At 65.0% G+C, this 24,899-nt stretch carries 22 protein-coding genes and 5 tRNA genes; 15 read left to right on the forward strand and 12 right to left on the reverse strand.

Annotation, left to right across the window (positions count from 1 at the left end; translation table 11 throughout):
* The first annotated feature begins 151 nt into the window (after nucleotides 1–151).
* The 4 genes from ACPW74_RS09900 to ACPW74_RS09915 all read left to right on the forward strand — a co-directional run bounded on the left by ACPW74_RS09900 (nucleotide 152) and on the right by ACPW74_RS09915 (nucleotide 3,416).
* Nucleotides 152–1,042: a DMT family transporter gene (locus ACPW74_RS09900; protein ID WP_041211382.1), complete on the forward strand. Its 891-nt coding sequence runs from the start codon at nucleotides 152–154 to the stop codon at nucleotides 1,040–1,042.
* Between the two features lie 73 nt (nucleotides 1,043–1,115).
* Entirely contained in the window at nucleotides 1,116–2,294 is a 1,179-nt protein-coding gene (gene purT / locus ACPW74_RS09905; RefSeq protein WP_041211381.1) for a formate-dependent phosphoribosylglycinamide formyltransferase, read from the forward strand.
* A gap of 128 nt (nucleotides 2,295–2,422) precedes the next feature.
* Nucleotides 2,423–3,082, forward strand: a complete 660-nt coding sequence (hxpB, locus tag ACPW74_RS09910) for a hexitol phosphatase HxpB (protein ID WP_010674632.1) — start codon at nucleotides 2,423–2,425, stop codon at nucleotides 3,080–3,082.
* Between the two features lie 130 nt (nucleotides 3,083–3,212).
* Nucleotides 3,213–3,416, forward strand: coding sequence for a CPXCG motif-containing cysteine-rich protein (locus tag ACPW74_RS09915; RefSeq protein ID WP_005336871.1), 204 nt, complete (start codon nucleotides 3,213–3,215; stop codon nucleotides 3,414–3,416).
* 78 nt (nucleotides 3,417–3,494) lie between these two features.
* Here the strand turns inward: ACPW74_RS09915 and ACPW74_RS09920 are convergent, their stop codons facing one another.
* Both ACPW74_RS09920 and ACPW74_RS09925 read right to left on the reverse strand, forming a co-directional pair.
* A complete protein-coding gene (locus ACPW74_RS09920; protein WP_029314482.1) occupies nucleotides 3,495–3,785 on the reverse strand; it encodes a YciI family protein in 291 nt (96 codons plus the stop codon).
* A 102-nt stretch (nucleotides 3,786–3,887) separates the two neighbouring features.
* Nucleotides 3,888–4,499 carry a riboflavin synthase gene (locus ACPW74_RS09925; protein WP_010674630.1) on the reverse strand — a complete coding sequence of 204 codons (612 nt, stop codon included), beginning with the start codon at nucleotides 4,497–4,499 and terminating at the stop codon, nucleotides 3,888–3,890.
* A 133-nt stretch (nucleotides 4,500–4,632) separates the two neighbouring features.
* On the opposite strand from ACPW74_RS09925, the gene ACPW74_RS09930 reads away from it, so the two are divergent.
* From ACPW74_RS09930 to ACPW74_RS09960, 7 genes are all read left to right on the forward strand, one after another.
* On the forward strand, nucleotides 4,633–4,839 hold the full coding sequence (locus ACPW74_RS09930) for a YaeP family protein (protein WP_010674629.1): 207 nt from the start codon (nucleotides 4,633–4,635) through the stop codon (nucleotides 4,837–4,839).
* Between the two features lie 151 nt (nucleotides 4,840–4,990).
* Entirely contained in the window at nucleotides 4,991–6,370 is a 1,380-nt protein-coding gene (locus tag ACPW74_RS09935; protein ID WP_029314480.1) for an MATE family efflux transporter, read from the forward strand.
* 194 nt (nucleotides 6,371–6,564) lie between these two features.
* Nucleotides 6,565–6,641 (forward strand) — tRNA-Val (locus ACPW74_RS09940).
* A gap of 11 nt (nucleotides 6,642–6,652) precedes the next feature.
* Nucleotides 6,653–6,729: transfer RNA gene (locus tag ACPW74_RS09945), tRNA-Val, on the forward strand.
* Nucleotides 6,730–6,746: 17 nt separating this feature from the next.
* A tRNA-Val gene (locus ACPW74_RS09950) sits at nucleotides 6,747–6,823 on the forward strand.
* A gap of 121 nt (nucleotides 6,824–6,944) precedes the next feature.
* A tRNA-Val gene (locus ACPW74_RS09955) sits at nucleotides 6,945–7,021 on the forward strand.
* 39 nt (nucleotides 7,022–7,060) lie between these two features.
* A tRNA-Val gene (locus tag ACPW74_RS09960) sits at nucleotides 7,061–7,137 on the forward strand.
* 140 nt (nucleotides 7,138–7,277) lie between these two features.
* Here the strand turns inward: ACPW74_RS09960 and ACPW74_RS09965 are convergent.
* On the reverse strand, nucleotides 7,278–9,680 hold the full coding sequence (locus ACPW74_RS09965) for a DNA polymerase II (protein WP_039039090.1): 2,403 nt from the start codon (nucleotides 9,678–9,680) through the stop codon (nucleotides 7,278–7,280).
* A 237-nt stretch (nucleotides 9,681–9,917) separates the two neighbouring features.
* Here ACPW74_RS09965 and ACPW74_RS09970 point away from each other — a divergent pair, with 237 nt between their 5' ends.
* Complete coding sequence (locus tag ACPW74_RS09970; RefSeq protein ID WP_010674626.1) at nucleotides 9,918–10,796, forward strand: pirin family protein; 879 nt, start codon at nucleotides 9,918–9,920, stop codon at nucleotides 10,794–10,796.
* 59 nt (nucleotides 10,797–10,855) lie between these two features.
* Here ACPW74_RS09970 and ACPW74_RS09975 read toward each other — a convergent pair whose 3' ends face one another.
* From ACPW74_RS09975 to ACPW74_RS09990, 4 genes are all read right to left on the reverse strand, one after another.
* Nucleotides 10,856–11,716: a PA4780 family RIO1-like protein kinase gene (locus ACPW74_RS09975; protein WP_029314478.1), complete on the reverse strand. Its 861-nt coding sequence runs from the start codon at nucleotides 11,714–11,716 to the stop codon at nucleotides 10,856–10,858.
* Between the two features lie 94 nt (nucleotides 11,717–11,810).
* Entirely contained in the window at nucleotides 11,811–12,806 is a 996-nt protein-coding gene (locus ACPW74_RS09980; protein ID WP_041215911.1) for a lipid A biosynthesis acyltransferase, read from the reverse strand.
* A 154-nt stretch (nucleotides 12,807–12,960) separates the two neighbouring features.
* Nucleotides 12,961–13,950 carry a lipid A biosynthesis (KDO)2-(lauroyl)-lipid IVA acyltransferase gene (locus tag ACPW74_RS09985; RefSeq protein WP_010674623.1) on the reverse strand — a complete coding sequence of 330 codons (990 nt, stop codon included), beginning with the start codon at nucleotides 13,948–13,950 and terminating at the stop codon, nucleotides 12,961–12,963.
* 220 nt (nucleotides 13,951–14,170) lie between these two features.
* Entirely contained in the window at nucleotides 14,171–15,151 is a 981-nt protein-coding gene (locus ACPW74_RS09990; protein WP_029314475.1) for a TDT family transporter, read from the reverse strand.
* Between the two features lie 103 nt (nucleotides 15,152–15,254).
* Between ACPW74_RS09990 and ACPW74_RS09995 the strand changes: the two genes are divergently transcribed.
* Nucleotides 15,255–16,139 (forward strand): LysR substrate-binding domain-containing protein, encoded by an 885-nt coding sequence (locus ACPW74_RS09995; protein WP_010674621.1) that lies wholly within the window; start codon nucleotides 15,255–15,257, stop codon nucleotides 16,137–16,139.
* 85 nt (nucleotides 16,140–16,224) lie between these two features.
* On the opposite strand, the gene ACPW74_RS10000 is transcribed toward ACPW74_RS09995, so the two are convergent.
* The 3 genes from ACPW74_RS10000 to ACPW74_RS10010 all read right to left on the reverse strand — a co-directional run bounded on the left by ACPW74_RS10000 (nucleotide 16,225) and on the right by ACPW74_RS10010 (nucleotide 20,301).
* Nucleotides 16,225–17,202 (reverse strand): Gfo/Idh/MocA family protein, encoded by a 978-nt coding sequence (locus ACPW74_RS10000; protein WP_010674620.1) that lies wholly within the window; start codon nucleotides 17,200–17,202, stop codon nucleotides 16,225–16,227.
* 35 nt (nucleotides 17,203–17,237) lie between these two features.
* Nucleotides 17,238–18,095 (reverse strand): deoxyribonuclease IV, encoded by an 858-nt coding sequence (gene nfo / locus ACPW74_RS10005; protein ID WP_042880583.1) that lies wholly within the window; start codon nucleotides 18,093–18,095, stop codon nucleotides 17,238–17,240.
* A 169-nt stretch (nucleotides 18,096–18,264) separates the two neighbouring features.
* The gene (locus tag ACPW74_RS10010; RefSeq protein WP_323902150.1) at nucleotides 18,265–20,301 is read right to left on the reverse strand and encodes a glycoside hydrolase family 3 protein; all 2,037 of its coding nucleotides are present in this window, start codon (nucleotides 20,299–20,301) and stop codon (nucleotides 18,265–18,267) included.
* A gap of 231 nt (nucleotides 20,302–20,532) precedes the next feature.
* Between ACPW74_RS10010 and ACPW74_RS10015 the strand changes: the two genes are divergently transcribed.
* Nucleotides 20,533–21,543, forward strand: a complete 1,011-nt coding sequence (locus ACPW74_RS10015) for a helix-turn-helix domain-containing protein (RefSeq protein WP_425859075.1) — start codon at nucleotides 20,533–20,535, stop codon at nucleotides 21,541–21,543.
* Here ACPW74_RS10015 and ACPW74_RS10020 read toward each other — a convergent pair.
* Nucleotides 21,523–22,458, reverse strand: a complete 936-nt coding sequence (locus ACPW74_RS10020) for a LysR substrate-binding domain-containing protein (protein WP_425859076.1) — start codon at nucleotides 22,456–22,458, stop codon at nucleotides 21,523–21,525. The genes ACPW74_RS10015 and ACPW74_RS10020 overlap by 21 nt on opposite strands.
* A gap of 130 nt (nucleotides 22,459–22,588) precedes the next feature.
* Here ACPW74_RS10020 and ACPW74_RS10025 point away from each other — a divergent pair, with 130 nt between their 5' ends.
* Nucleotides 22,589–23,347 carry an SDR family NAD(P)-dependent oxidoreductase gene (locus ACPW74_RS10025; RefSeq protein ID WP_425859077.1) on the forward strand — a complete coding sequence of 253 codons (759 nt, stop codon included), beginning with the start codon at nucleotides 22,589–22,591 and terminating at the stop codon, nucleotides 23,345–23,347.
* 95 nt (nucleotides 23,348–23,442) lie between these two features.
* On the opposite strand, the gene ACPW74_RS10030 is transcribed toward ACPW74_RS10025, so the two are convergent.
* Nucleotides 23,443–24,876, reverse strand: coding sequence for a glycoside hydrolase family 1 protein (locus ACPW74_RS10030; RefSeq protein ID WP_425859079.1), 1,434 nt, complete (start codon nucleotides 24,874–24,876; stop codon nucleotides 23,443–23,445).
* Nucleotides 24,877–24,899 lie beyond the last annotated feature (23 nt).

A 24,899-nucleotide genomic window follows, 5' to 3' on the forward strand; every position in this document is an offset into this window, starting at 1 on the left:
CTGATAGCGAAAATAGATGCTCAAGTCATTCAAAAAATTTGATGTCTGTGCATTTCCTCGGCGGAGAGGGGCTCATCAAACTCCGCACCCTTGGCATGACAAACGATTGCCGTTATGATCTGCCGCACTTTTTGTACGTGATCCGGATCTCATGACCTCCTCCCGCAGGCACTCCCCCTTTGCCGGCGCCGTCTGGATGATGGTGGCAGGCCTCTGCTTCGCCGCCGTCAACAGCCTGAGCCAGTATGTCAGCTTCACGCTCGGCCTCCCCTCGACCCAGGTCGCCTTTCACCAATATCTGATCGCCCTGGTCTGCCTGCTGCCCTGGCTGGTGCGCCACGGTCTGCGCCAGTCCCTGATGACGAACCAGCTGCGCCTGCACCTGCTGCGGGTCGCCCTTGCGGTGACCGGCATCCAGTTCTGGCTCTGGGCACTGGCGGTCCCCGTCCCCATCTGGCAGGGGATCGCGCTCTTGATGACCTCCCCCCTGTTTGCCACCCTGGGATCAGCCCTCTTTCTCAAAGAGCAAGTGAGCCGGGCCCGCATTCTCGCGACCCTGGCGGGGTTTGTGGGCGCCATGCTGATCCTGGCTCCCTGGACCGACGACTTCACCCTGGCCTCCCTGCTGCCGGTGGCGGCCGCCCTCTTCTGGGCAGGCTACTCCTTGCTGGTGCGCTATCAGGCGGCCAGCGAGTCGTCCCACACCATCGTCGTCTACCTGCTCGTCTTCAGCACCCCGTTCAACGCCATGCTGGCGATCCCTGAATGGCAGTGGCCGAGCGAAACCCAGTGGCTGCTGGTGGCCGCCTCGGGCGTACTGTCGGCACTGGCCCAGATGTCCATCGCCCGCGCCTACAGCGTGGCAGAGGCCTCCTTCGTGCAACCTTTTGATTTTGCCAAGCTGCCCATGAACGTGCTGGCCGGCTGGCTGGTATTTGGCTGGGCGCCCCCCGGTCGCTTGTGGCTGGGGGCGGCCATCATCATCGGCGCCATCACCCTGCTCACCCATCTGGAGCAGCGCGCCCACCCACCCACTTCCTGAGGTACGCCATGCGTGCCTCTTTTTTTGCTCACCCGGATCAGCCCTGCTGACCACCGACCTCAGGAGAGATCAGATGTTTGGAACCGCCACCCGCCCCACTGCGACCCGCGCCCTGCTGCTGGGATCAGGCGAACTCGGCAAGGAGGTCGCCATCGAGCTGCAGCGGCTCGGTATCGAGGTGATCGCCGCCGACCGCTATGCCAACGCCCCCGCCATGCAGGTGGCCCACCAGGCCCGCGTGCTGGACATGCTGGATGGTGCCGCCCTGCGCGCCCTGGTGGCCGAGGTCAAGCCCGACCTCATCATCCCCGAGATTGAAGCCATCGCCACCGATACCCTGGCCGCCCTCGAGCAGGAAGGGGTCAAGGTGGTGCCCAATGCCCGCGCCACCCAGCTCACCATGAACCGGGAGGGGATCCGTCGCCTCGCCGCCGAAACCCTGGGGCTGCCCACCTCTGCCTACCGCTTTGCCCAGAGCAAGGAGGAGTTTGTGGCCGCCGTCGAGGCCATCGGCCTCCCCTGCGTGGTCAAACCGGTGATGAGCTCCTCCGGCAAGGGGCAGAGCCTGCTGCGCGATCTCGCCAGGCTGGATGAAAGCTGGACCTATGCCCAGGAGGGGGGCCGTGCCGGTCGTGGCAAGGTGATTGTCGAAGGCTTCGTTCCTTTCGAGTACGAGATCACCCTGCTCACGGTGCGCGCCGTCGATGGCATCCACTTCTGCGAGCCTATCGGCCATCGTCAGGAGGATGGCGACTACCGCGAATCCTGGCAGCCCCAGGCCATGAGCGAGCTGGCCCTGGCCCGCTCCAAGGAGGTGGCGGCCAAGGTGGTCGAAGCTCTTGGCGGCTATGGTCTGTTCGGGGTCGAGCTCTTCATCAGGGGCGACGAGGTGTGGTTCAGCGAAGTATCCCCCCGCCCCCACGACACCGGCATGGTGACCCTGATCTCCCAGGATCTCTCCGAGTTCGCCCTGCACGTGCGCGCCATCCTGGGGCTGCCCGTCGGCACCATCACCCAGTACGGCCCGAGCGCCTCTGCCGTGGTGCTGCGGGAAGGCCACAGCCAGGATATCCGCTATCAGGGGATTGGCGAGGCACTGGCCCTGGTGCCCGGAGCCCAGTTGCGTCTCTTTGGCAAGCCGGAGATCGCCGGTCGTCGTCGCCTCGGGGTGGCGCTCGCCCGTGGGCAGGATTGCCAGGAAGCCGTGGAGCAGGCCAAAACGGTGGCAGCCCGGGTCGAGGTACTCTTCTAGGCAATCCGCTTTACCACGCAAAAGCAAACGTTTATCTGCGTGATCCGGCGCAAGGGGCAGGTGACTGCCCCTTTCCCATTGAAGCACCGGGCTTATAATCCCCCCTTCACCTATGTCAGGAGTACAAGATGTTAACTGCCGTGATCTTCGATATGGATGGTGTTCTGATCGACTCGGAACCCTTCTGGCAACGGGCACAGATGGCCGTCTTCGCCGAACTGGGCCACTTCCACACCGAGGAGGACTGCAACTCCACCATAGGGGTGCGCATCGATCAGCTGGTGGCCCACTGGTACCGGATCCGCCCCTGGAGCAGCCCCAGCCAGGAAGAGGTAGTACAGCGCATCCTGGATCAGGTGATCGCGCTCATCCTGCAAGAGGGGCAGCCCAAGGCCGGGGTGCTGGAAGCCCTCGACCTCATCGAGGCCCAAGGGCTCAAGATCGGGCTCGCCACCTCCTCCCCGTTTGCCATGGTCGAGGCGGTGCTCGGCAAACTCGGCATCCAGGACCGTTTCATGGCGGTCCACTCCGCCGAGGTGGAGCGCTTTGGCAAACCCCACCCGGATGTCTATATCCACGCCGCCGAGAAGCTCGGCGTCGAGCCTGTGCACTGTCTCGCCATCGAGGACAGCTTCACCGGCCTGCTGGCAGCCAAGGCAGCCTCCATGACGGCGCTGATCGTGCCGGACCCGGCGCTGGTCGGCGATCCCCGTCTGGCCATCGCCAACCACGAGCTGCGCTCTCTTGCCGAGCTGAACGCAGAGATGCTGGCCGGCTGGGTCAAGTAGGCAACACTGACTGACCTCCTGCCTCCCTTGAGCCCGCTCATAAACGTGCGCTTGCTCGCGGTTGCGCCGCCTTGTGGCGACTAGAATCAGCAGGAGCACAGAGACGGCCCACGGGCCCGAGGAGGTCACCATGATCGAGTACACCAGCAAGCGTATCGTCTGCCCCCACTGCGGCCACCACACCCGGGTCGAGCTGGATGCCAGCCAGGGGGATCAGGAGTTCTACGAGGATTGCATGGCCTGCTGCAACCCCATCCACCTGCGGCTGCACCGGGATGAAGCCCGCGACTGCCTGCAACTCTTCGTGGATGCCGACGACGAGCAGCTGTTCTGAATTCCCCTGTCCAGACACAGACAAAAACAAACGGGACCCTGTGGGTCCCGTTTGTTCTGGTGCCATCGTCAGGCTGGATCACGCCTCCCTCAAGCACGCCGCCTTCGCCGACGTCATGGTCGGAACAAACTCCACCACCTGATAATCGGCCGCCTCTGCCTGCTTGAAGGGATCCTCTGCCAGCATCGCCTCCAAGGCGTCTCGGCTCACGCCCTGCGCCAGTATGACGCCCCCGACTCGGGGTACCCGACGCCCGGACGCCAGAAAATGGCCTGCGGCATATTGCCGCTCCAGCCACGCAATGTGGGCCGGGATCAGGGCATCGATCTCCGCCAGCGGTTTCACATAGGTCAATGTCACGACAAACATAGAGAAGTCTCCAAGGCTCTGGGGCGGCGCCTCTTCCACAAGAGGGCGCCTTTCCCGTGATGCCGCCCTCCTCTTCGAACCCTGGGGGCAGCGCTCAGGTGGTTACTGGCGCGCCGCCAGCACCCGCTCCACCGTGTCGACGATGGCCTGGGTCTGGGGGTCAATCTCGATGTTGGTCTGCCAGCCGGCCTTGACCCAGCCCAGGTTGGTCCGGGCCAGGGTCTCGGGGATCAGGTTGACGCAGAACTCCCTGGCGCGTACCTCGCCCACGGTGAGGCTGATGCCGTCGATGCCGATGTAGCCCTTGGTCAGCACGTACTTCATGAGCGCAGGATCGAGGCGATACCACACCTGGCGGTTGTTGGGGGTGTCGATGACCGAGGTCACCTCGGCCGTCCCCATGATGTGGCCGGACATGGCATGGCCGCCAATCTCGTCCCCAAAGCGGGCGGCCCGCTCCACGTTGACCTTGTCACCCACCACCAGTTGCCCAAGGTTGGTGAGGCGCAGAGTCTCTTGCATCAGATCGAAGCTGACCAGATCCCCCTCCACCCGGGTGACGGTCAGGCAGCAGCCGTTGTGGGCCACCGAGGCCCCCAGGGCCAGCCCCTCGCCCCAGGCCGGGCTCGGCATGCGGATCACGTGGGTGCGAAAATTGGGCAGTGAATCGATGGCCACCAGTTCGGCGGTCCCTTGTACGATGCCGGTGAACATGAGTCTCTCCAGGCTGTGAAAATTGTCGGCAGGTTACCCCCGGCCACCTTGCAAGACAAGGGTGCCGGCTGACAAGGAGAAGCGCGATCGCTATAGTGACCCCAATCAATCCAGACTGAACGAGGAAACAAAAATGCAGGTATATCAATGCTGTGAAGCCATTCGCATCGCCTACAACCAGATTGGCTCCGGCGAGCAGGGTTATGTGCCCCAGGCCATCGCCGCCAGCATACGGGCGCTTAACGCCGTGGCCTCCGACGAGCGGGTACCGGCGGATCTGCGCGAGCAGGCGGCCTATGCCGCGGCCAACCTGCTGATCAGCGATCACGAAGACGCCTGATCCCGGCTACAAATCTGCCGCCGACCTTCCCCGTTGGCGGTTTTTCAGGCTAGAATGACACCCCCGCATTTTGTCTCCTCAGGACGAGGAGGCAAAAGCCCATCTCTCTTGCCCGCTCTTTCTCTTTTATCTGATCCACTCGGAGGTGTCAGTGCAACGTTATTGGTCCGAGGCGAAGCAGCTCGTTCGTCTAGCCAGCCCCATTCTGGTCGCCCAGGTGGCCCAGATCGCCATGAACTTCGTCGATACCGTGATGGCGGGACAGGTGAGCGCCGTGGATCTTGCCGCCGTGTCGGTGGCGTCCAGCTTCTGGTTGCCGATCATCTTGCTGGTGCAGGGCATCATCATGGCCCTCACCCCCATCGTTTCCCAGCTCAACGGCGCCCGCAAGCAGGACGAGGTGCGCCCCGCCGTGCACCAGGGCTTCTGGCTCGCCCTCATCGTCACGCCCATCGCCATGGTGGCACTCTACTTCAGCCCCCTGGCACTGCAATTCATGGACGTGGATCCCGTCATGGCGGCCAAGACTGCCGGCTACCTGCACGCCATCCTGTGGGGCCTGCCCGCCTTCGTGATGTTCCAGGTGCTGCGCAACTTCAGTGAGGGGCTCTCCCACACCATGCCGACCATGGTGATCGGTTTCGTGGGGCTCGCGGTCAACATCCCCGCCAACTACATCTTCATTCACGGCCACTTCGGCATGCCGAAACTCGGCGGCGTCGGCTGCGGCGTGGCCACTGCCATCGTGCTCTGGGCCATGCTGCTGGCGATGATCGTCTATGTGAAGTGCTCTGCCCACTTCAAGCGCATCAACCTGTTCGCCCAACTGGCACGCCCCAACGGCAGCCGGATCTGGCGCCTGTTCCGCCTGGGGTTTCCCATCGCCATGGCCATCTTCTGCGAGGTGACCCTGTTTACCGTGGTGGCCCTGATGCTGGCACCCTTCGGCGCGGAGACGGTGGCGAGTCACCAGATTGCGCTCAACTTCTCCAGCCTGGTCTTCATGCTGCCCCTGTCCATTGGTGTCGGCGTGACCATCCGGGTCGGTCACAACATAGGGGAAGGTCAACCGGATCAGGCCAGGGTCGCCGCCCGCACCGGCCTGATGCTGGGCATGGGAGTCGCCGCCGCAACCGCCGCCCTCACCGTGCTGCTGCGCGACCCCATCGCGGGGATCTACACCGACGACCTGCAGGTGATCGGCCTCGCCGCCACCCTGCTCTTCTTCGCCGCCATCTACCAGATCTCCGATTCTGTACAGGTGGTGGCCGCGGCGGCCCTGCGCGGTTACAAGGATACCCAGGCCATCTTCTACGTCACCATCGTCGCCTATTGGGGGCTGGGTCTGCCCACCGGCATGATCCTGGGGCTGACCGACTGGGTGGTACCGCGCATGGGCCCGCAGGGCTTCTGGATAGGCTTCATCGTCGGTCTCACCTCCGCCGCCCTGATGCTGGGCGCACGGCTGCGCGTCATCTACGGCCGCTTCGCCAGCCCCGCAGCCTGCACCGCCCTCTCCCGGGCGCAATAGGGCGCGGCCAGGGGCACGGGGAGCAGCACTTTTGGGGCGGCTCGCCTGTAAAATCAACAGGCTGCACAAGAACTGGGCAAACAGTCTCCTTTGTGCATGTCCCTTGTTGACAGCCTTGGGGGCCATGGGTAGTATGCCGACCACGCCAGCAGTGCTGGCGGGATAAAACGGGTTTTCAACCCGGTTTATGAAGTGGGTTTATAGCTCAGTTGGTTAGAGCACTACCTTGACATGGTAGGGGTCGTTGGTTCGAATCCAATTAAACCCACCACTTTTCGTGATGCGTCCTTAGCTCAGCTGGTTAGAGCACCACCTTGACATGGTGGGGGTCGGTGGTTCGAATCCACTAGGACGCACCATCACGAAACCCTGTTATGCGTCCTTAGCTCAGCTGGTTAGAGCACCACCTTGACATGGTGGGGGTCGGTGGTTCGAATCCACTAGGACGCACCATAACAGTTTGAATAAATTGCAGATATGAATTTGATGTGGGTCTAAAGCTCAGTCGGTTAGAACAGTACTTTGACATGGCGTAGGCAATGTCGTTGGTTCGAATCCGGTTGAACACAGATGTGGGTTTATAGCTCAGTTGGTTAGAGCACTACCTTGACATGGTAGGGGTCGTTGGTTCGAATCCAATTAAACCCACCACTCCCCTGCAATGACACACAAAGTCGCCTTGCGCACCCTGCGTCCTTAGCTCAGCTGGTTAGAGCATCACCTTGACATGGTGGGGGTCGGTGGTTCGAATCCACTAGGACGCACCAGATTTGAAAAGCCCGCTTGATAGCGGGCTTTTTGCATTGGTCGGCTCTGACATCCGCTCTCCCCCGTCATCTGCCTCCTGTCCCCTCTGGCCCACGGGCCGCCATTGTCGTGCCATGGCCGCCGCGTTTACCTCGCTTCGTCAGAAGAGATCGAGCTGCTGGCCGCAGATCCGCTCGAACGACTCCCCCACAAAGGGAAGGATGGCGTCGGCGATGGGCCTGAGCTGCTTGTCGATGTAGTGCTCGTAGTCGACGGCGCTGCGCCGGTACTCCAAAGGCTCGGGGCCGTTCAGGGTCATCAGGTAGGCGATGGTGCCCCTGTGCTGATAACGCTGGGGCAGGCCGCGGCGCAGATTCTCCTCATCCGCCAGGCGCGCCGCCCGCACATGGGGCGGCACGTTCTTCTGATACTCCTCGAGTTTCTGGCGCAGCCGCTTGCGGTAGATGAGCAGATCGTCGTGACGGCCGGCCCGGGTCTCGTCCACCATGGTGCGCACATAACTGCTGGGATCCTGGTCGTGGAACACCATTTCGTAGAGCCGGGTCTGGAATGCCTTGGCAAGGGGTGTCCAGTCGGTGCGCACCGTCTCCAGCCCCTTGAACACCAGGTGCTCCCCTTCCCCTTCGCCCACCAGTCCCGCATAGCGTTTCTTGCTCCCCTTCTCCAGCCCGCGAATGGTGGGCATCAGGAAACGGCGGTAGTGGGTCTCGTACTGGATCTCCAGATGGCTCGGCAGGTCGAACTCCCGCCTTATCAGCGCGGCCCAGTTGTCGTTGATCATCTTCGCCAGTCGCTGGCCAATCTCGTCCGCCTGTTCGAGACGGATATCGCTCCCCAGGTGCACGAAGGTGGAGTCGGTGTCCCCATAGATCACCTCGAACCCTTCTGCCTCTATCCACTCCCGGGTCTGCTGCATGATGCCGTGGCCCCGCAAGGTGATGGAGGAGGCGAGCCTCGGGTCATAGAAGCGGCAGCCCCCCGACCCCAGCACCCCGTAGAAGGAGTTCATGATGATCTTGATGGCCTGGGAGAGGGCCTTGTTACTGGCGGCCTTGGCCCGATCCCGCGCCGCCCAGAGGGTGGCGATGAGATCCGGCAGGAAGTGGCGGGTTCGGGAGAACAGGGCGCCGCGAAAGCCTGGAATGGCGTTATCCGGGTGTTTGAGCCCCTCCACCAGCCCCATGGGGTCGATGCAGAAGGTGCGGATGATGCTGGGATAGAGGCTCTTGAAGTCGAGCACCAGCACGTGGCGATAGAGCCCCGGCTTGGAGTCCATCACATAGCCGCCGGGGCTTGCGAGCCCGCCGTCTGCCGGCAGGTTGGGCGCCACATAGCCACCGCGGTGCAGCCGTGGCAGATAGAGGTTGGTGAACGCCGCCACCGACCCGCCCACCCGGTCGAGCTCAAGACCGGTGAGGGAGGCGCGCTCGATGGCGAAGGGGATGAGGTGGCAGAAATCGAAGATCTCCCACACCAGCCTGCAATCTTCCAGGTTGTAGCGGGCCAGCGCCTCCTTGTCGGAGTGGAACAGCTCGGTGATCTTCTCCCCCCGGTTGGCCACGTCCTCGATGTCCTTGCCCCGCCCGAGCAGCTCGCTCGCCACCGCATCCAGGCTGTAGCTCGGGAACTGCCAGGTGGCGCTCTTGAGGGTATCGATGCCGTCCAGCACCATGCGCCCCGGGATGATGACGTTGCCGCTCTGGGGGTCGTTTCGGGACGAGCGCCAGAAGCAGAGCTCCCGCCCGCGCCCGAGCCGCAGCCGCCGCTTGTGGAGTTCGGCGCGGCGCAGCAGCAGGCGAAAGTCGAAATTCACCACGTTCCAGCCGATGACGAGATCGGGATCGTGCAGGCTGAACCAGCCCTCCAGGGCACCGAGCAGGGCTGGCTCGTCCGCCACCCACTCGACGGGGGTCTCCCAGTCCTGCGAGTCCGGCTCCGGGGCACCAATCATGATGACCCGCGCGTCCTCTTCGCTATGAAGCCCCACCGAGAAGAGAGTGCCATCCATGGCGCACTCCACGTCCAGGGAGACCCAGGAGAGGGTCGGCGTCACCGCCTGCGGCGCACAGCGCGCCTCGTTTACCTCCCAGTAACCCTGCCTGCCCCCCTTTCGCCTCGCCTTGCCGTCAAAGCGCATCCCGGCGGTGATGAAGCGCTCCATGAGAAAGCGCTCGGGCAGGCGGATATCCGCCTCGAAGTGCTCCAATCCGCGGATGAGCAGCAGCTCGATGGCGCGGTGGAAGGCGCTCAGGGTGGCAAAGTAGCAGCCCACCACCCGGCTCCCCTCGAAGGTGTGCATGGGGAGGCGGCGAAAACGCCCCCTCACCCCGGCCCCCTTGAAAAGCTCTGCCGCCTCCTCCAGGTGGCGTTCCGGGAGGAAGAAGACCGGCTCCTGCCCCGGCACCACCACCCGTACCGGTCCCTGTGCGCTCCAGAGCCACATCACGATCTCGGTACGCCCCTGCACATCCCGACCATGGCGGGTCAGGATGAAGCCGTCGAGCGGCGGGGTCACGGGAGGGAGGGGCTGGATGTCGGTCATGCAGGTGGTCGGGCTCAAGAGTGGGATGGGACTATTGTACGTTCATACAGTACCCGGCTGCAATTGCCGGGCTGGGCCCTCAGGGCAGGCGCTGTGCCCCGTCTTTGCCATCCGGCGCCGGATTGGGGCATAGTAACCTCGGCATCACTCACAGGCACCGGGCGAGACGGCATGTCCAACTTCCGGCAGACGCTGCGGCCTGCGCGCGCCAACCTTTTCCTCGACAAGGAGCACCCCATGACACAACAGTGGCAACGCATTGCCTCCCGCCTCACCGATGTGGGCGGCATCCCGGTGGCTCGCGCCATCCCGGTCAAGGAGCGGCGCACCATCGGGCCCTGGTGTTTTCTCGATCATATCGGCCCGACCCGCTTTGCCCCCGGCGCCCCCGGCATGGATGTGGGGCCCCACCCCCACATCGCCCTGCAGACCTTCACCTGGATGCTGGAGGGGGAGATCCTCCACCGGGACAGCCTGGGCAGCAAGCAGGTGATCCGTCCGGGCCAGGTGAACCTGATGACAGCAGGACGGGGCATCGCCCACACGGAGGAGTCGGTCCCGAACCAGCCCGATCTGCACGCCGCCCAGCTCTGGATAGCCCTGCCAGAGGCGGATCAGCATACCCCGCCCCGCTTCGATCACTACCCGACGCTCCCCCGCTGGCAGCAAGGGGAGATCACCCTCACTCTGCTCATCGGCGAGCACGGCAGCCGGCGCGCCCCCACCCTGCACTTCTCCCCCATTCTGGGGCTGGATCTGCACGCCCCCGAGGGAGGCGAGATCACCCTTCCCCTGGATCCCGCCTTCGAGCACGGCCTCTTTCCCCTCGCGGGGGAGACCATCGTCGCAGGGGAGGCCCTGGCCCCGGAGCAGCTGCTCTACCTGCCCCCCGGCAACCGGGAGGTGGCGCTGACCCTGCGCCCGGGCGCCCGGCTGCTGCTCATTGGCGGCGAACCCCTGCCCAAACCGCTGCAGATCTGGTGGAACTTCGTGAGCGTCGACAAGGAGGCCATTCGCACCGCCGCCGCCGACTGGGAGAGCGGTCATCCGCGCTTTGGCGAGGTGACGGGTTACCAGGGGCCCCGTCTCAAGGCGCCACCCCTGACCGGGCTCTGAGCCAGGGTCCAAAACAAAAGAGCGCCCATGGCGCTCTTTTTGATTGGAATGAAGGCCCGTCAGGACTCCTCTTCCTGCTCCGCCTGCAACCTGGCCCGGCGGGCCATGGCCTCCTCCTGGGCACTTTCTATCTCGTGCAGCACGCCATCCAGATCGATGGCCTCCCGGCTCTCTTCGAACAGGCCGGTGAGCTCGGTCTCGGGGCCCAGCTTGCCATCCTCGAACAAGGACCACATCTCCCGGGCATACCGGGTCTTGAGCAGTTCGGGGGCATACATGCCGTAGTAGTTGCGCATGTTGTCGACATCCCGCTCCAGCATGGCCCTGGCCTGGTTGTTGGCGGCGGCATCCACCACCTGGGGCAGGTCGATGATGACGGGCCCCTCTTCGTCCACCAGCACGTTGAACTCCGAGAGATCCCCGTGAATGAGACCGGCGCAGAGCATGCGCACCACGTAGCGGATCACCTTGCCATGATCCACCAGAGCCTGCTCACGGGTCAGGGCCACATCGTTGAGACGGGGAGCGACGTTGCCGTCGGCGTCGGTGATGAGCTCCATCAGCAGCACGCCATCGAGGCAGACATAGGGCCTGGGAACCCGCACCCCGGCCGCCGCCAGCTTGAACAGGGCATCCACCTCGGTGTTCTGCCACACCTCTTCGTGCTGCTTGCGACCGTACTTGGAGCCCTTCTCCATGGCGCGGGCATCGCGGCTGCTGCGTACCCGCCGCCCTTCCTGATAGACCACGGCCTGCTTGAAGCTGCGCTTTGACGCCTCTTTGTAGACCTTGGCGCAGCGGATCTCGTCGCCGCAGCGCACCACATAGACGTCGGCCTCTTTGCCGCTCATCAGCCGGCTGATGACATCGTCCACCAGGCCGTCATCAACCAGAGGTTGGATTCGATTTGGAATTTTCATGACCGCCCTTTTACCCTATTTGCACCTTGTTTGCACCTGTTTGCTGGTGGCCTGCCACCCCTGTCAGAAACGGCCCGCAAGGGGGCCGTGTCGATCAAGGTTCCGGTGGCAGCCCCTGGCGGATGCGGCGGATCCCCGCCTCGTAGAGACCGTCTTCGCCCTGATCGTGCTCCTGGGTTTCGAAGATCTTGAGAAACCACATGTACTGCTCGGGGAAGCGGCCAAGCTGCTGCTCCACCATGCGGTTCATCTGGTTGACGTCCGCTACCAGATCCGCGGTGGGATAAGGGTCGAACGGCGCCTCGATCTCCAGCCGGTAGCACCCCTGATCCTCGTCGTAGCAGGCCAGAATGGGCACGGCGCGGGCACCGGTCAGCTTCACCAGTTTGGGCAGGGCCGGCAGGGTCGCCTTGGGGTGGTTGAAGAAGGGCACGAAGAGGCTCGCCTCCCGGCCGTGATCCTGATCCGGCAGATAGAAAAAGCTGTCGCCGCTGCGCAGGGCCTTGATGGCGGGCTTGATGCCGACGCTGCGCTCGTAGATACGCCCACCCTTGCTGCGCTCGCGGTTGATGTACCAGTCGAACACCGCATCCTTGGGGCTTTTCATCATGGTGCACATCTTGATCCCCTGGAGGGGGAAGTAGCGGCCAATCATGTCCACCGCCCAGGTGTGGGGCACCACGAAGATCATGGGGCGACCGGCTGCCCGCTCCGCCTCCACGTGCTCCCAGCCGCTCACCTTGACGCGCCCCTTGAGGAAGTCGGGGCTGCGCCAGGTCAGCTCGCCAAAGCCCAGGAAGGTCTTGAGCCCCACCCGGATGGATTTCAGCAGCAGGGCCTGACGGCCCGCCTCGTCGAGATGGGGGAAGCAGATCTTGAGGTTGGTGTCGGCGATGTAGGCCTGCTTCCTGGAGACGCGCAGCAGCAGGGGGGCCAGGTAGTCGGCCAGCTTGTCCCGTGCCCTTGCCGGCACCCAGGCCAGCAGGGAGAGCAGAGCGACGGCCAGCCAGCTGCCCCACAGACGGGGGTGCAGCAGGCGCGGATGAAAAGAGGTGTCAAACACCGGATCTTGTGCGGACATGGTCGCCATCGAATCATCAAAACAGAGCGTCATTTTAGTGATCCTGACAACTTTTTCTACCCTGCCCTGCACAGCGCCCCCGCGCCAAGTCACTGATCAGACAAGTTAGAAATAAAAAGTGGCCCGCTTGGGGCCACATTTTTGCACCGGGTGAGCGCAAGGCTCAGGGGTGAGGAGCAAGGCCCCGGCGGATGCGCCGGATCCCCTCTTCGTAGAGGCCATCCGGCCCCACCTGATCCTCACGGGTGTCGAAGATCTTGAGGAACCACATGTACTGGCCCGGGTGGCGGCAGAGCTGGCGCTCCACGCTGTCGTTCATGCGGCAGGTATCCGCCATCAGATCCCCGCTCGGGTAGTCGGCGTAGGGAGCCTCGACCTCCAACCGGTAGCCGTGCGCCTGCTCGTCATAGCAGGCCAGCACCGGCAGGGCCCGGGCGCCGGTCAGCTTCACCAGCCGTGGCAGGGCCGGCAACGTCGCCTTGGGGTGGTTGAAGAAGGGGGCGAACAGGCTTGCCTCCCGGCCGTGATCCTGATCCGGCAGATAGAAGAAGCTCAGACCGGATTTCACCGCCTTGATCACCGGCTTGATGCCGGCGCTGCGCTCATAGACGCGGCAGCCGTGCCGGGCCCGCGCGCCGTTGATGTGCCAGTCGAACACCGGGTTGCGGGCGCTCTTCATCATGGTGCACATGGGCAGGCCCCGCTGGGCAAAGTAGTAGCCCGCCGCGTCGATGGGCCAGCTGTGGGGCACCACCAGGATCACCGGTCGGCCAGCGGCCTGCTCCGCCTCGATATGTTCCCAGCCGCTGACCTGGATCCGCCCCATCACGTGGGCGGGGCTGCGCCAGGTGAACTCGCCAAAGCCCAGCAGGCTCTTGAGGCCGACCCGGATGGAGGTCATCAGGATGGCCTCCCGCTCGGCCTCGCTCTTCTCCTTGAAGCAGATGGCGAGGTTGGTCCTGGCGATGTAGATCTGCTTCTTCGAGATGGCGCATACCAGGGGCGTCAGAGCATCGGCCAGGCGATCCCGCCAGCGCGGGGGCACGAAGGCGAGCACACCGATGGCGCCGAGGGCGAGCCAGCTCAACCAGTAACGGGGGTGCAGCAGACGAGGCTGGAATCGGGCGTCAAACACGGGATCAGATGAGGACATGGGGCACGACAAAACAATGGGAAGATAAAGTGGCGCGCATCGTGACAGGTATTACCAGTTAACGCCAACTGAATGTCGCCTGTATGGGCAACTATTTAAGCCACTTCACGGATTGACAAAATTAATCTGCTTCATTTGATTCCCCTCTGTGTCACTGCATCACGAACGGCAGACCCCGCACGGGCGGGGTCGATGACGAGGGGGGATGAAAACCTTGTGCCTAGCGGCGTGCGGGCTGCCCCGGCAGGTCATCCTGCACCGCCGGCAGGAAGAACATCAGGTAACGCAGGGCCACGTAACCCACCACCAGGGTGGCCACCCCCAGCTCCAGATAGGCCAGCTGATGGAGCTGCTCGGCATAGCGGGCCGCCTCCGGCCACTGCGACAGCAGGTGACTCACCTTGAACAGGGCGGTGGCCCCGATCACCAGGGGGAAGGTGAAAGCGGCGTAACCCGGCGAGAACGGCAGGCGCAGCAGCTTGATGAAGGCCAGGTAGATGATGCCGGTCATCAGCACGGCGATCCCGAGCAGCACCGCCACCAGCAGCAGGGAGGGATCCTGGCTCACGGTGAGGTAGCCGGCCAGCGACAGGCTCGCCGGGGCGGCCAGGATGGCGATAGTGGGCTTGGCGGCATCCGGCACCTCGTGGCTGAAGATGAGGCGATAGAGCATCAGCGGCAGCATCAGGCCGTAGCAGGCCATGCCGAACCAGAGCAGGCCGGTGGCCAGGGATGCGAAGGGACCGCCCGGGTAGGCCACGTCAGCCACGATGATCCCCACCGGCGGCACAAACCAGCTCGGCACCATGTGATGGATTTCGAACGCTCTGGCCCTGTGCCAGACGAAAGTGGCGAGGAAGACGAGGTGGATGATGACCGCAAACAGCCAGAGCCCCTGCCCCAGGGTCGGGGCGAGCAGGCCGACCGCCTTGGAGACCACCATGGTCCCCATGGCGTAGGTGGGCACCACGCTGCCCACCACGGGATGGGCGAGATCCTGCCACAGCAGGCGCGGGTGGATCAGAAACTTGAAGGTCAGGACGAGGAGCAGCACGGCGGCGATGGCGGCCCCCAGCAGTTGCAGACGGCCATCGAACTGACCGGCATTTTCCCAGCACCAGCCGAGGCTGGCGATCCCCAGAGCCAGACCGGCCATGGGGGTCGGGGCGGCGGCCAGGGAGCGGCGGGTTCTTGCGATCATGGCGAATACCCTCTTGATGATGACGATGGGCATAGGATAAAGGGGGTCTATCGTTTACGATATCTAAATGAATTGAACTTAGCGTTTAGGAAAATCAAACGATATGAAGCTCACCCTGCAACAACTCAAGGTGTTTGCCACCATCGCCCGCCACGGCAACCTGGGGGGCGCCGCCAATGAACTTTGCCTGAGCAAGGGGGCCGTCTCCCAGTCGCTGCAGGAGCTGGAGCGCCAGCTCGCCACGCCCCTGTTCGACCGGGTGCACCCGAGGCTTCAGCTCAACAGCGAGGGGCGCCTGCTGCAACCGGCCGCCGAGGAGCTGCTGACCCGGATGCAGGAGATAGAGCAGCTCTTCAGCCCCGATGCCGAGCCGAGCGGCCAGCTGCACCTCGGGGCCAGCCAGACCATCGGCAACTACCTGCTGCCCGCCCTGCTGGCGGAGGGGGCCCAGGAGCTGGGAGCCGCCCCCAGGGTCACCATCGCCAACACCCACCTCCTGTGCCATGCCCTCGCCCACTTCGAGCTGGATCTCGCCCTCATCGAGGGGGAGAACCACCACCCGGACCTGGTGAGCGAACCCTGGCTGGAGGACGAGATGCTCATCATCGCCGCCCCCGGTCACCCCCTGGCGGATCAGCTCGAGCTGCCCCTGCGCCGGCTTGCCGGGGAAACCTGGGTGCTGCGCGAGGCGCAATCCGGCAGCCGCGAGCAGTTCGAGCAGCAGCTCCAGCCCCACCTGCCCCGCTGGCAGGCGGGGATAGAGCTCAATACCCTGGAGGCGGTGATGCTGGCGGTGGAGAAGGGGCTCGGCATCTCCTTCATCTCCCGCCTCGCGGTGGCGGACCGGCTGGCACAGGGGCGCCTGGTGGCCCTCACCCCGAGTCGCCGCTTCCCCCGCCAGCTCTCCCTCGTCTGGCACAAGCAGAAGTTCCACTCCGTCGCCCTGCGCCGCTTCCTGGCCTTCTGCCGCGCCCAGACCCTGGCGTGAGAACCCCTTCGGATACGACAAGGGCGCCATTGGCGCCCTTGTCGTTCAGCCGATGCTCCCCTCGACCCTCAGCCCTTCCCCGGCCTCAGCCGGCGAGTCCCCCTTCAATCCAGCCGAGCACCTGCCGGGTCACGGCCTGGGGCACCCAGGGGGAGTCCAGCAGCCGGTGGCGCAGGCAATCGGCGAAGTGATCCGCCTCGTGCTGCATGCCGCCCCCCTCCACCGGCAGATAGATGTCCGCCGGCCAGATGACGGGGGCAGGCCCCCCTTGCCAGCGAATGTGCTGGGGATTCCACCACTTGCCCTCGATGACCAGGCGCCACCCCTCCCCGGACAAGGACGCTTCCCGCTCGAGATCCTCGATGATGGAGGCCCCGAGCTCGGCCCGAAACGGCTCATCGAACGTGAAGCTGGCGGTAAGATCCACCTCCCCCGGAGCCCGCGTCAGCGTCACCTCGGGGGCGGGGCAGCCCAGCCCCAGCCGATGGCAGAGGGCGGCATGGAGCCAGAGGGGATAGACCCCCACGTCCCAGGCGGCGCCGCCGTCGAGGGCAGGATCGAACAGCTTGCCCACCCTGGGCTGGGTCGAACCGAACGCCGCCCGCAGCTCGCGCGGCGGCGGCAGCAGGGGCAGGCGCTGCAACAGGGCGCGCATGGCGGGGAAGCACATCACCTTCATGGCCTCGAGCAGCAGCAGGCCCCGTGCGTGGGCGAGCGCCACCAGGGCGTCCCAATCCGCCACCCGGGTCACCGCCGGTTTTTCCACCAGTACGTGCTTGCCCGCCAGCAGCATCTGCCTCACCAGGCCCGCGTGCTCCGGGTGGATGACCGCCACATAGACGGCCTCCACCTCGGGGCTGGCGGCCAGGGCCTCATAGCTGCCATAGGCGTGGGGCAGCCCCAGATCCCGGGCGAACTCGTCCGCCCGTCCCTGGTCCCGGGCGGCGATGGCCACCACCTCGGCTCCCCTGGCGTGCCCGTTCACATCGCGGCAAAAACGCCGGGCGATGGCCCCCGCCCCGGCAATGCCAAAGCGCAGGGGCGCCCTTGTCTCGTCGTGCATCGTCTCTCCTTGCTACCCAATGGTGGACCCCGGCATCACGCCGGGCGCGGGCTCCCGGCCAGGCTGCGCAGCCAGCTTATCTCCTCGCCCCAGATGGACTCATCGATGGTCTCGAGGATAAGCGGGATGCCGTCGAAACGGTCGTCGTTCATGATGTGGTGGAACACCGCCTCGCCGAGGTTGCCCTCCCGCAGGCTGTGGTGACGGTCGACCCGACTACCGAAGGTACACTTGGCGCCGTTGATATGCATCCCCTTGAGGTACTGGAACCCCACGATGCGGTCGAAGTCGGCAAACACCGCCTCGCACCCCTCGGGGGTACGCAGATCGTAACCGGCGGCGAAGGCGTGGCAGGTGTCAAAGCAGACGCCGACCCGACTCTTGTCCTCTACTCCGTCGATGAGGGTGGCCAGGTGCTCGAACGACCAGCCGAGGTTGGTGCCCTGGCCGGCGGTATTCTCGATCACCGCCGTCACCCCTTCGCTGCGCTCCAGCGCCCAGTTGATGGACTCGCTCACGAGCTTGAGGCTCACCGCCTCGGGGATCTGCTTGAGATGGCTGCCCGGGTGGAAGTTCAGGTAGCACAGCCCCAGTTGCTCGCAGCGCTTCATCTCGTCCAGAAACGCATCCCGGGACTTGGCGAGGGCGTCGGGGTCGGGATGACCCAGGTTGATGAGGTAGCTGTCGTGGGGCAGGATCTGCTCGGGGCGAAAGCCCTCCTTCTCGCAGGCGGCCTTGAAGGCGCGAATACTGGCCTCGGAGAGGGGCGCCGCCTGCCACTGGCGCTGGTTCTTGGTAAACAGGGCGAAGGCGTTGGCCCCGATGGCTTTGGCCCGGGCGATGGTGTTTTCCACCCCGCCCGCCGCACTGACGTGGGCTCCGATAAATTTCATCTCATCTCCTGTGCACTGTGACCGGGTGCCCGCCACACTGGCCACCGCACCCGTTGCCGGGGCGCCATTATGCCCAAGCCAACCCCTTGCGCCAAACCGGGATTGTCGATGGGGGCAATGGAAAAGGCGCCCGCAGGCGCCTTGATGAGAGACAGGACATCCCTGTCCATCAATAGGCCAGACCGGCCCCGTAGGGATAGAGCGGGCTTTGTGAGTCCTTGGCCACATCCGGGGACTGGGCCAGCACCGCCTGCCAGCTGGAGGGCAGCTCGAAGGGGAGCTTGCCGCGTGCCTTCTGGGTGCCGCTCATGACATCGAACAGGGCCTGATCCAGGGCGCCGAAGTTGGCGAGCAGCACCCGGGCCGCCGGGGCCACCTCGGTCAGGATGGCGGGCCTGTCCAGATAGACGGAGAGCACCATGGGCACCCCGGCCTGCTCGATGGCCTGGATGGCGGCAAAGTCATCCGCGCCGCGGTAGACCCCTTCGTGGGCCGTCTCCTGCACCACCTGATCATTGCTGGCAAAGCCGAGCTGACCGAAGTGGATGCTGCCAAACGGGAAGCGGGGATCCTGCTCGCCCGGGGCGTTGACCCGCACGATGGCAAGCTCCGCGTCGGCCAGGTTCGTCACCACCGTATAGCCGTTGGCCCTGGCCACCTCGGCGTTGACATTGTGCAGGTAGACCCGCTTGCCGTCCGCCTTCAGCGGCAGCAGGGCTCCCTCATTCTTCAGCAACACGTGAGACGCCGCCTGGGCGGCCTGGGCCTCTTGCTGGAACTCTGTCTTGCCCACCAGGGCCACCGCGGCCTCGGCATCCACATAGGGATTCTCAAAGAGCCCGAGGGCAAACTTCTGGGCCAGGATCCGCTCGGCCGAAGTGGTGATGGCCGCCTCGGTCACCAGACCGCTCTGCACCGCCGCCAGCAGGGGAGCCGGATCTTCCACGCCACCGAACTGATCCACCCCGGCGTCGATGGCCTTGGCATAACGCTCGGCCTTGGTGAGCTTCTCCACGCCCCAGGACATGCCAAAGGGCACGGTCCAGGGGCTCACCCCGGCATTGACTTCATCCTGGGTCAGCCCCTGCTCGCAGCGGCTGTCACAGTCATTGACGATGCCCCAGTCGCTCAGCACCACGCCGTCAAACTTGAAGTGACCCCGCAACAGATCCGTGATGATCTGGCGGTTGAAGCCAAACCCCACCTCCTCGACGGGCTGCCCATCCTGGGTCAGGCCCAGGGGCATGGCGTAATAGGGCATCACGGCGGCTACCCTGGCCTCGAAGGCGCCCTCGAAGGGCACCAGGTGGTAGGCAAACTGACCGCCGGGGTAAACCTGCTCCTTGCCCCAGGGGTTGTGGGCATCCAGCCCGTCCTTCTGGGGACCGGCCCCGGCGAAGTGCTTGACCACGGTGACCACGCTCTCCTTGCCTATCCCCTCGCTCCCCTGCTGGAAGCCCTCGATGTAGGCCTTGACCAGGGACTTGGCGAGCAGGTTGTCTTCCCCGAAGGTGCCGTTGATGCGCCCCCAGCGCGGCTCGGTCGCAAGATCCGCCTGGGGCGAGAGGGCCTCGTGGATGCCGACGGCCCGGTACTCCTGACGGGCGATGTCGCCAAAGCGCTGCACCAGGGCGGCATCGCCGATGGCGGCCAGCCCCAGGGTCTCGGGCCACTGGGAGAAGGCCCCGGCACCGATGCTGGTGGCGTTGGGATCATGGGTGAAGTGGTTGCGGGGATCCGTGCTCACCGTCATGGGGATGCCGAATCCCACCCCTTCCAGCAGGGCCTGCAGGGTGTTGTTGTCCGCGGCGATGGCCGCCGGATCACCGGCCATGCGGGTGATGAAGGTGTTGACCCCGTCCTCGCGCAGCATCTTGTCCATGGCCGCGAGGTTCACCCGCCCCGCCCCGTCCAGCACCAGGGTGCCGTGCATCATCAGCCCTGCCTTCTGGGCCAGGGTGAGCCTGCCCACCAGATCCCGGGCTCGCTCGGCGGCGCCGAGGCGCCAGTCCTCGTAGGGGGTCAGGGTGCCGCTGCCATCGAGATCCTTGAATTGCAGGCCGTCCTGCTCGATGAGGGTGACGGTGCGGTGGCCCAGAACCGGCTGCTCGGGCTTGGGGGTGGAGTCGTTGTCGTTGCACCCTGCCAGCAGCAGGGCCCCGATGGCGAGGGCGACACGGGTTCGGGAGAGCGAGTGGTGTTTCATTGTTGTTATCTTCCTTGTGTGTGTAGGAGTCGCCACTCTATGCAAAAGCGGCCCCTCTCACTTGCCCGTCGGGTGCAGGAAGTTGCCGGTTGGGAGCAGGATTGAAAAGTGTGAAAAGGGTTGCAGGGTTACCCTTGGTTACAAATCTGAAACATGAAAGCGGCGCTGGCTCACGGCAATCCGCCGCCGTTGGCCGATGATGGTGGGCCACCGCTGACAAGGATTTTTGCCGTGAAGACCGTCTCCAACCGGATTGCCCTGCACTGCCTCAACCACTGGCAGGCCCGCGGGCGGGATCCTGCTGCCCTCCTGCACCCCTGCGGCATCGCTCACGAAGAGCTGCTGATCCCCCAGGGGCGGCTCGACACCGGGCGCCACTTCCGTCTGCTGGCCGGGGCAGCCCCCCACGTGGATCTGGCCCTCGATTGGACGCCCCCCGCCCTCCCCGGTCTCTTTGCCGACTTCATGTCGCTGGCGAGCCTGTGCTGCAACGCCTCCACCCTTCGCCAGGCCCTGCACTTCTTTCTCACCTACCGCCCCCTTATCGGCGAGAGCGACGAGATCCGCCTGCAAGAAGAAGAGGGACAGGCCAGGATCAGCTACCACTCGGAGTCCGATCATCCGGACGTCATCACCCTGAGCAGCCTGGCCAACCTCTGCCACCTCTATGCCCTGCTCCAGTTCTACCACCCGGGCCAGGGGCTGCTGGTGCTGCCCACCCCGGTACGCCCCAGGCTGTGGCGTGAGCTGGCAGGCTGGCTGGAAGGGCGGTTGCAACAGGGGGCAGCCTTCGAGCTGCGCTTTCCCGCCGCCTTGCTCGATCTCGCCCACGGGCAGTGCAACCTGCCCCTGCAACCCCTGCTGCTCGGGGAGCTCGACCGGCAGATGGCCCAGCTTCGCCCCAGCAGCCGCTACCGGGACAGGGTGATGGCACTCATCCGCCAGCAGCTGTGGCAAGAGAGCGCCGAGGCCTCCTCTCTGCTCGATGGGGTGTGCGAGCACCTCAAGCTGACCCGCTGGACCCTCAACCGCCATCTGCGGGAGGAAGGGTGCCACTTCTCGGGTCTGCTGGAGCGGGTGCGCCGGGAGGAGGCCTGCCGCCTGTTGCAGGATCCCGCCCTCCCCCTGCAGACAGTGGGGGAGCGCCTGGGTTTTGCCCGCCAGAGCAGCTTTACCCGCTTCTTTCGTGAGGCGTTTGCCCTCTCGCCCCGCGAGTTTCGCTCAAGGCGCAGCCGCCTCTGAGGCGCCCCCGAGATGGGCGGCGAGCAACCCCGCCAGCCAGTGGATGAAGAGCTGGACCCTGGGGGCCAGTTGGCGGCGATGGGCATAGAGGGCGTGGATGGGGAGCGGCGGCGGCTGCCACTGGGGCAGGATGCTCACCAGCTCGCCCCCCGCGAGCAGGGATTCGACCCCCACACGCGGCATCTGGATGATGCCAAGCCCCGCCAGCGCCGCCGCCAGGTAGGTCTCGCTGTCATTGACCATGAGGGCCCCCGCCATGGGCAGCAGGGCGCGGCGGCCATCTTCCGCCAGGTATTCAAAGCCGGGCTCGCTGCGCCCCTGCCCGGCACCAAACCCGGGACCATAGTGCACCAGCCGGTGCCCGGCCAGATCGGCGAGGCGCTGCGGCACCCCGTAACGGGCCAGGTAGCCGGCGCTGGCGCAGTTGATCTGGCGATAGTGACCCAGGGGGCGCGCCACCAGGCTGGAGGGCTCCAGCGCCCCGACCCGCACCACGCAGTCGAACCCGTCGCGCACCAGATCCACCCGCCTGTCCGTGCTGCTCAGCATCAGCTGCAAGTCGGGGTGCTGCGCCAGGAAGGCGGGCAGCGCCGGGATCACCAGATGGCGCGCCATCCGGCTCGGCATGTCCACCCGCAGTTGTCCCGAGATCTGCCCCCCCTGGCGAAACAGGCCGTCAAACTCCTCCATGTCCGCCAGCAGATCCCGGCACCTGGCGTAGCAGAGCTGGCCGTCCGTGGTGAGCTGCACCCGCCTCGTGGTGCGCAGCAGGAGCCGGGTCCCCATGCGCTCCTCCAGCCGGCGGATGGCGGCGGAGAGGGTCGCCTTGGGGATGCCCAGCTGCTCGGCGCAGCGGGTGAAGTTCTCCAGTTCGGCGACCCGCACGAACAATCTCATCGCATCCAGTTGATCCATGGCCTGATTGTCTCTTCAAACGGAACAGTGATTTCATTATCACGCTATTTATCCAGTTTAAAAGGAACAATACAGTGATCCGGTCGGCTCGTATCGAGCCTGTGTCCGCCACCCTGACAGGAGTCATACCATGACCAGACCCATCGCCCTCATCACCGGGGCCAGCCGCGGCCTTGGCAAGCACGGGGCCCTGGCCCTCGCCGCCAAAGGCGTCGACCTCATCATCACCTACCGCAGCCAGGCCGCAGAGGCGGTGGCGGTGGTGGCCCAGGCCCGCGCCCTCGGCGTTCGGGCCCATGCCCTTACACTGGACGTGGGCGAGAGCGCCACCTTCGCGGCCTTTGCAGAGGAGGTGACGCAACTGCTCGCCCGGGAGTGGCAGCGCACCCATTTCAACTTCCTGGTCAACAACGCCGGGATCGGCATTCATGCCAGCTTCGAGCAGACCACGGAGCAGCAGTTCGACACCCTGCTCAACATCCACCTCAAGGGGACCTTCTTCCTGACCCAGGCGCTCCTGCCCCTCCTGGCAGACGGCGGTCGCATCCTCAACCTCTCCACCGGCCTCACCCGCTTCGCCATGCCGGGTTATGCCGCCTACGCCGCCATGAAGGGGGGCGTCGAGGTGCTGACCCACTATCTGGCCAAGGAGCTGGGCCCCAGGGGCATCGCGGTCAACGTGCTGGCCCCCGGCGCCATCGAGACCGATTTTGGCGGCGGCGTGGTGCGCGACAACAAGGGAGTCAACGACTTTCTCGCGAGCCAGACCGCCCTTGGCCGGGTAGGTCAGCCCGACGACATCGGTGGTGCCATCGCCGCCCTGCTCTCCGATGACTGCCGCTGGATCACCGCCCAGCGCATCGAAGCCTCGGGCGGCATGTTTATCTAGGCGGTCATGGTTGCCTACTGCACAAACAAGGAAGGCCCCCTCCGACGAGGGGGCCTTCCGGCATTGGGCAGACGAGGTGCGGCGCACCGGGCCCGTTACAGAGTCTTGCCACCGCTTGCAATGACCTGGCTGTACCAGTGGAAGCTCTCTTTCTTGATGCGACGAAGAGACCCTCCCTGCTCGTCCCTGTCCACGTAGACAAAGCCGTAGCGCTTCTGGTAGCCGTTGAGCCAGCTCAGGATGTCGGTGAAGGACCAGGCGCAATATCCAATCAGCTCGACCCCGTCCTGCATCGCCTCCTGGCACGCCTTGAGGTGGCTGTGCAGATAGGCGATACGGTAGTCGTCGTTCACCTTGTCCCCGGCTTCCAGCTTGTCGAACTCCCCCAGGCCGTTCTCGGTGATCATCAGCGGCAGGGCATAACGGGAGGAGAGCCGACGCAGGGCGATGCGCATCCCGGTGGGATCGATGGCCCAGTCCCAGTTGCTGGTCTCAAGGTGCGGATTGGGGGCCGTCTTGTAGAGGCCGGGAATGCCGCTGGAGGGCGTAGTGCCCTTCTTGCCCGTGGTGTTGATGCGCTGCATCGTCTGGCCGCCGAGGGGGTTGTCGGTGAAGGTCAGGGTGTAGTAGTAGTTGACCCCGATGTAGTCGGGGGTGCCTTCGCGCAAGAGCTCGAGATCGCCCGGCAGGATCTCCGGCGCCTCGCCGGTCTCCCGCAGATAGGCGAGCGCCGCCTGGGGGTAACGGCCGAAGCAGTAGGCATCCAGCCACCAGAGGTTGGTGAACTCCTCGGCATTCTCGAACGCCAGCATGTCGCTCGGGGCGCAGGAGGCCGGATAGGCTGGCGAGTAGGCGAAGCTGGGGCCAATCAGGCCACCCGGCACATGCTGGCGAAACGCCTTGATGACCCGGGCATTGGCGAGAAACGCGATGTGGTTGGCGGCGAAGAAACGCTTCCTGTCCTGCACCGCGGGAGGATGGGTGCCCAGCTGGTAGGCGTTGGTCAGGTTGTAGTTCTGCTCGTTGAGCGACACCCAGTACTTCACCTTGCCGGCGAAGCGCTGATAGAGGGTCACGCAATAGCACTCGAAGTCGTCGATGATCCGCCTGTCTTCCCAGCCGCCGTACTCATCCTGCAGGGCCTGGGGGAGATCCCAGTGATAGAGGGTCAGCACCGGCTCGATGCCGTGGGCCAGCAGGGCGTCGATGAGCCTGTCGTAGAAGGCGAGCCCCGCCTCGTTCACCTCGCCACGCCCCGTCGGGTAGATGCGCGGCCAGCTCACCGAGAAGCGATAGGCCTTGAGCCCCATCTCGGCCATCAGCGCCACGTCCTCTTCCACCCTGTGGTAGTGATCCACCGCCACGTCTCCGTTGCTCCCTTCAAAGGTCTTGCCCGGCAGCTTGGTGAAGCTGTCCCATACCGAGGGGCCCTTGCCCTCCTCGTTCCAGGCCCCTTCCACCTGATAGGCGGCGGAGGCGGCGCCCCAGAGGAAACCGTTCGGGAAGTCATTGAACTTGTGATGATGCATCTGGTGTTGCTCCTTCTGCGCGG

This window comes from Aeromonas sp. INTO2 (genome assembly GCF_049860605.1).
In the GTDB taxonomy this organism is placed as follows: domain Bacteria; phylum Pseudomonadota; class Gammaproteobacteria; order Enterobacterales; family Aeromonadaceae; genus Aeromonas; species Aeromonas caviae.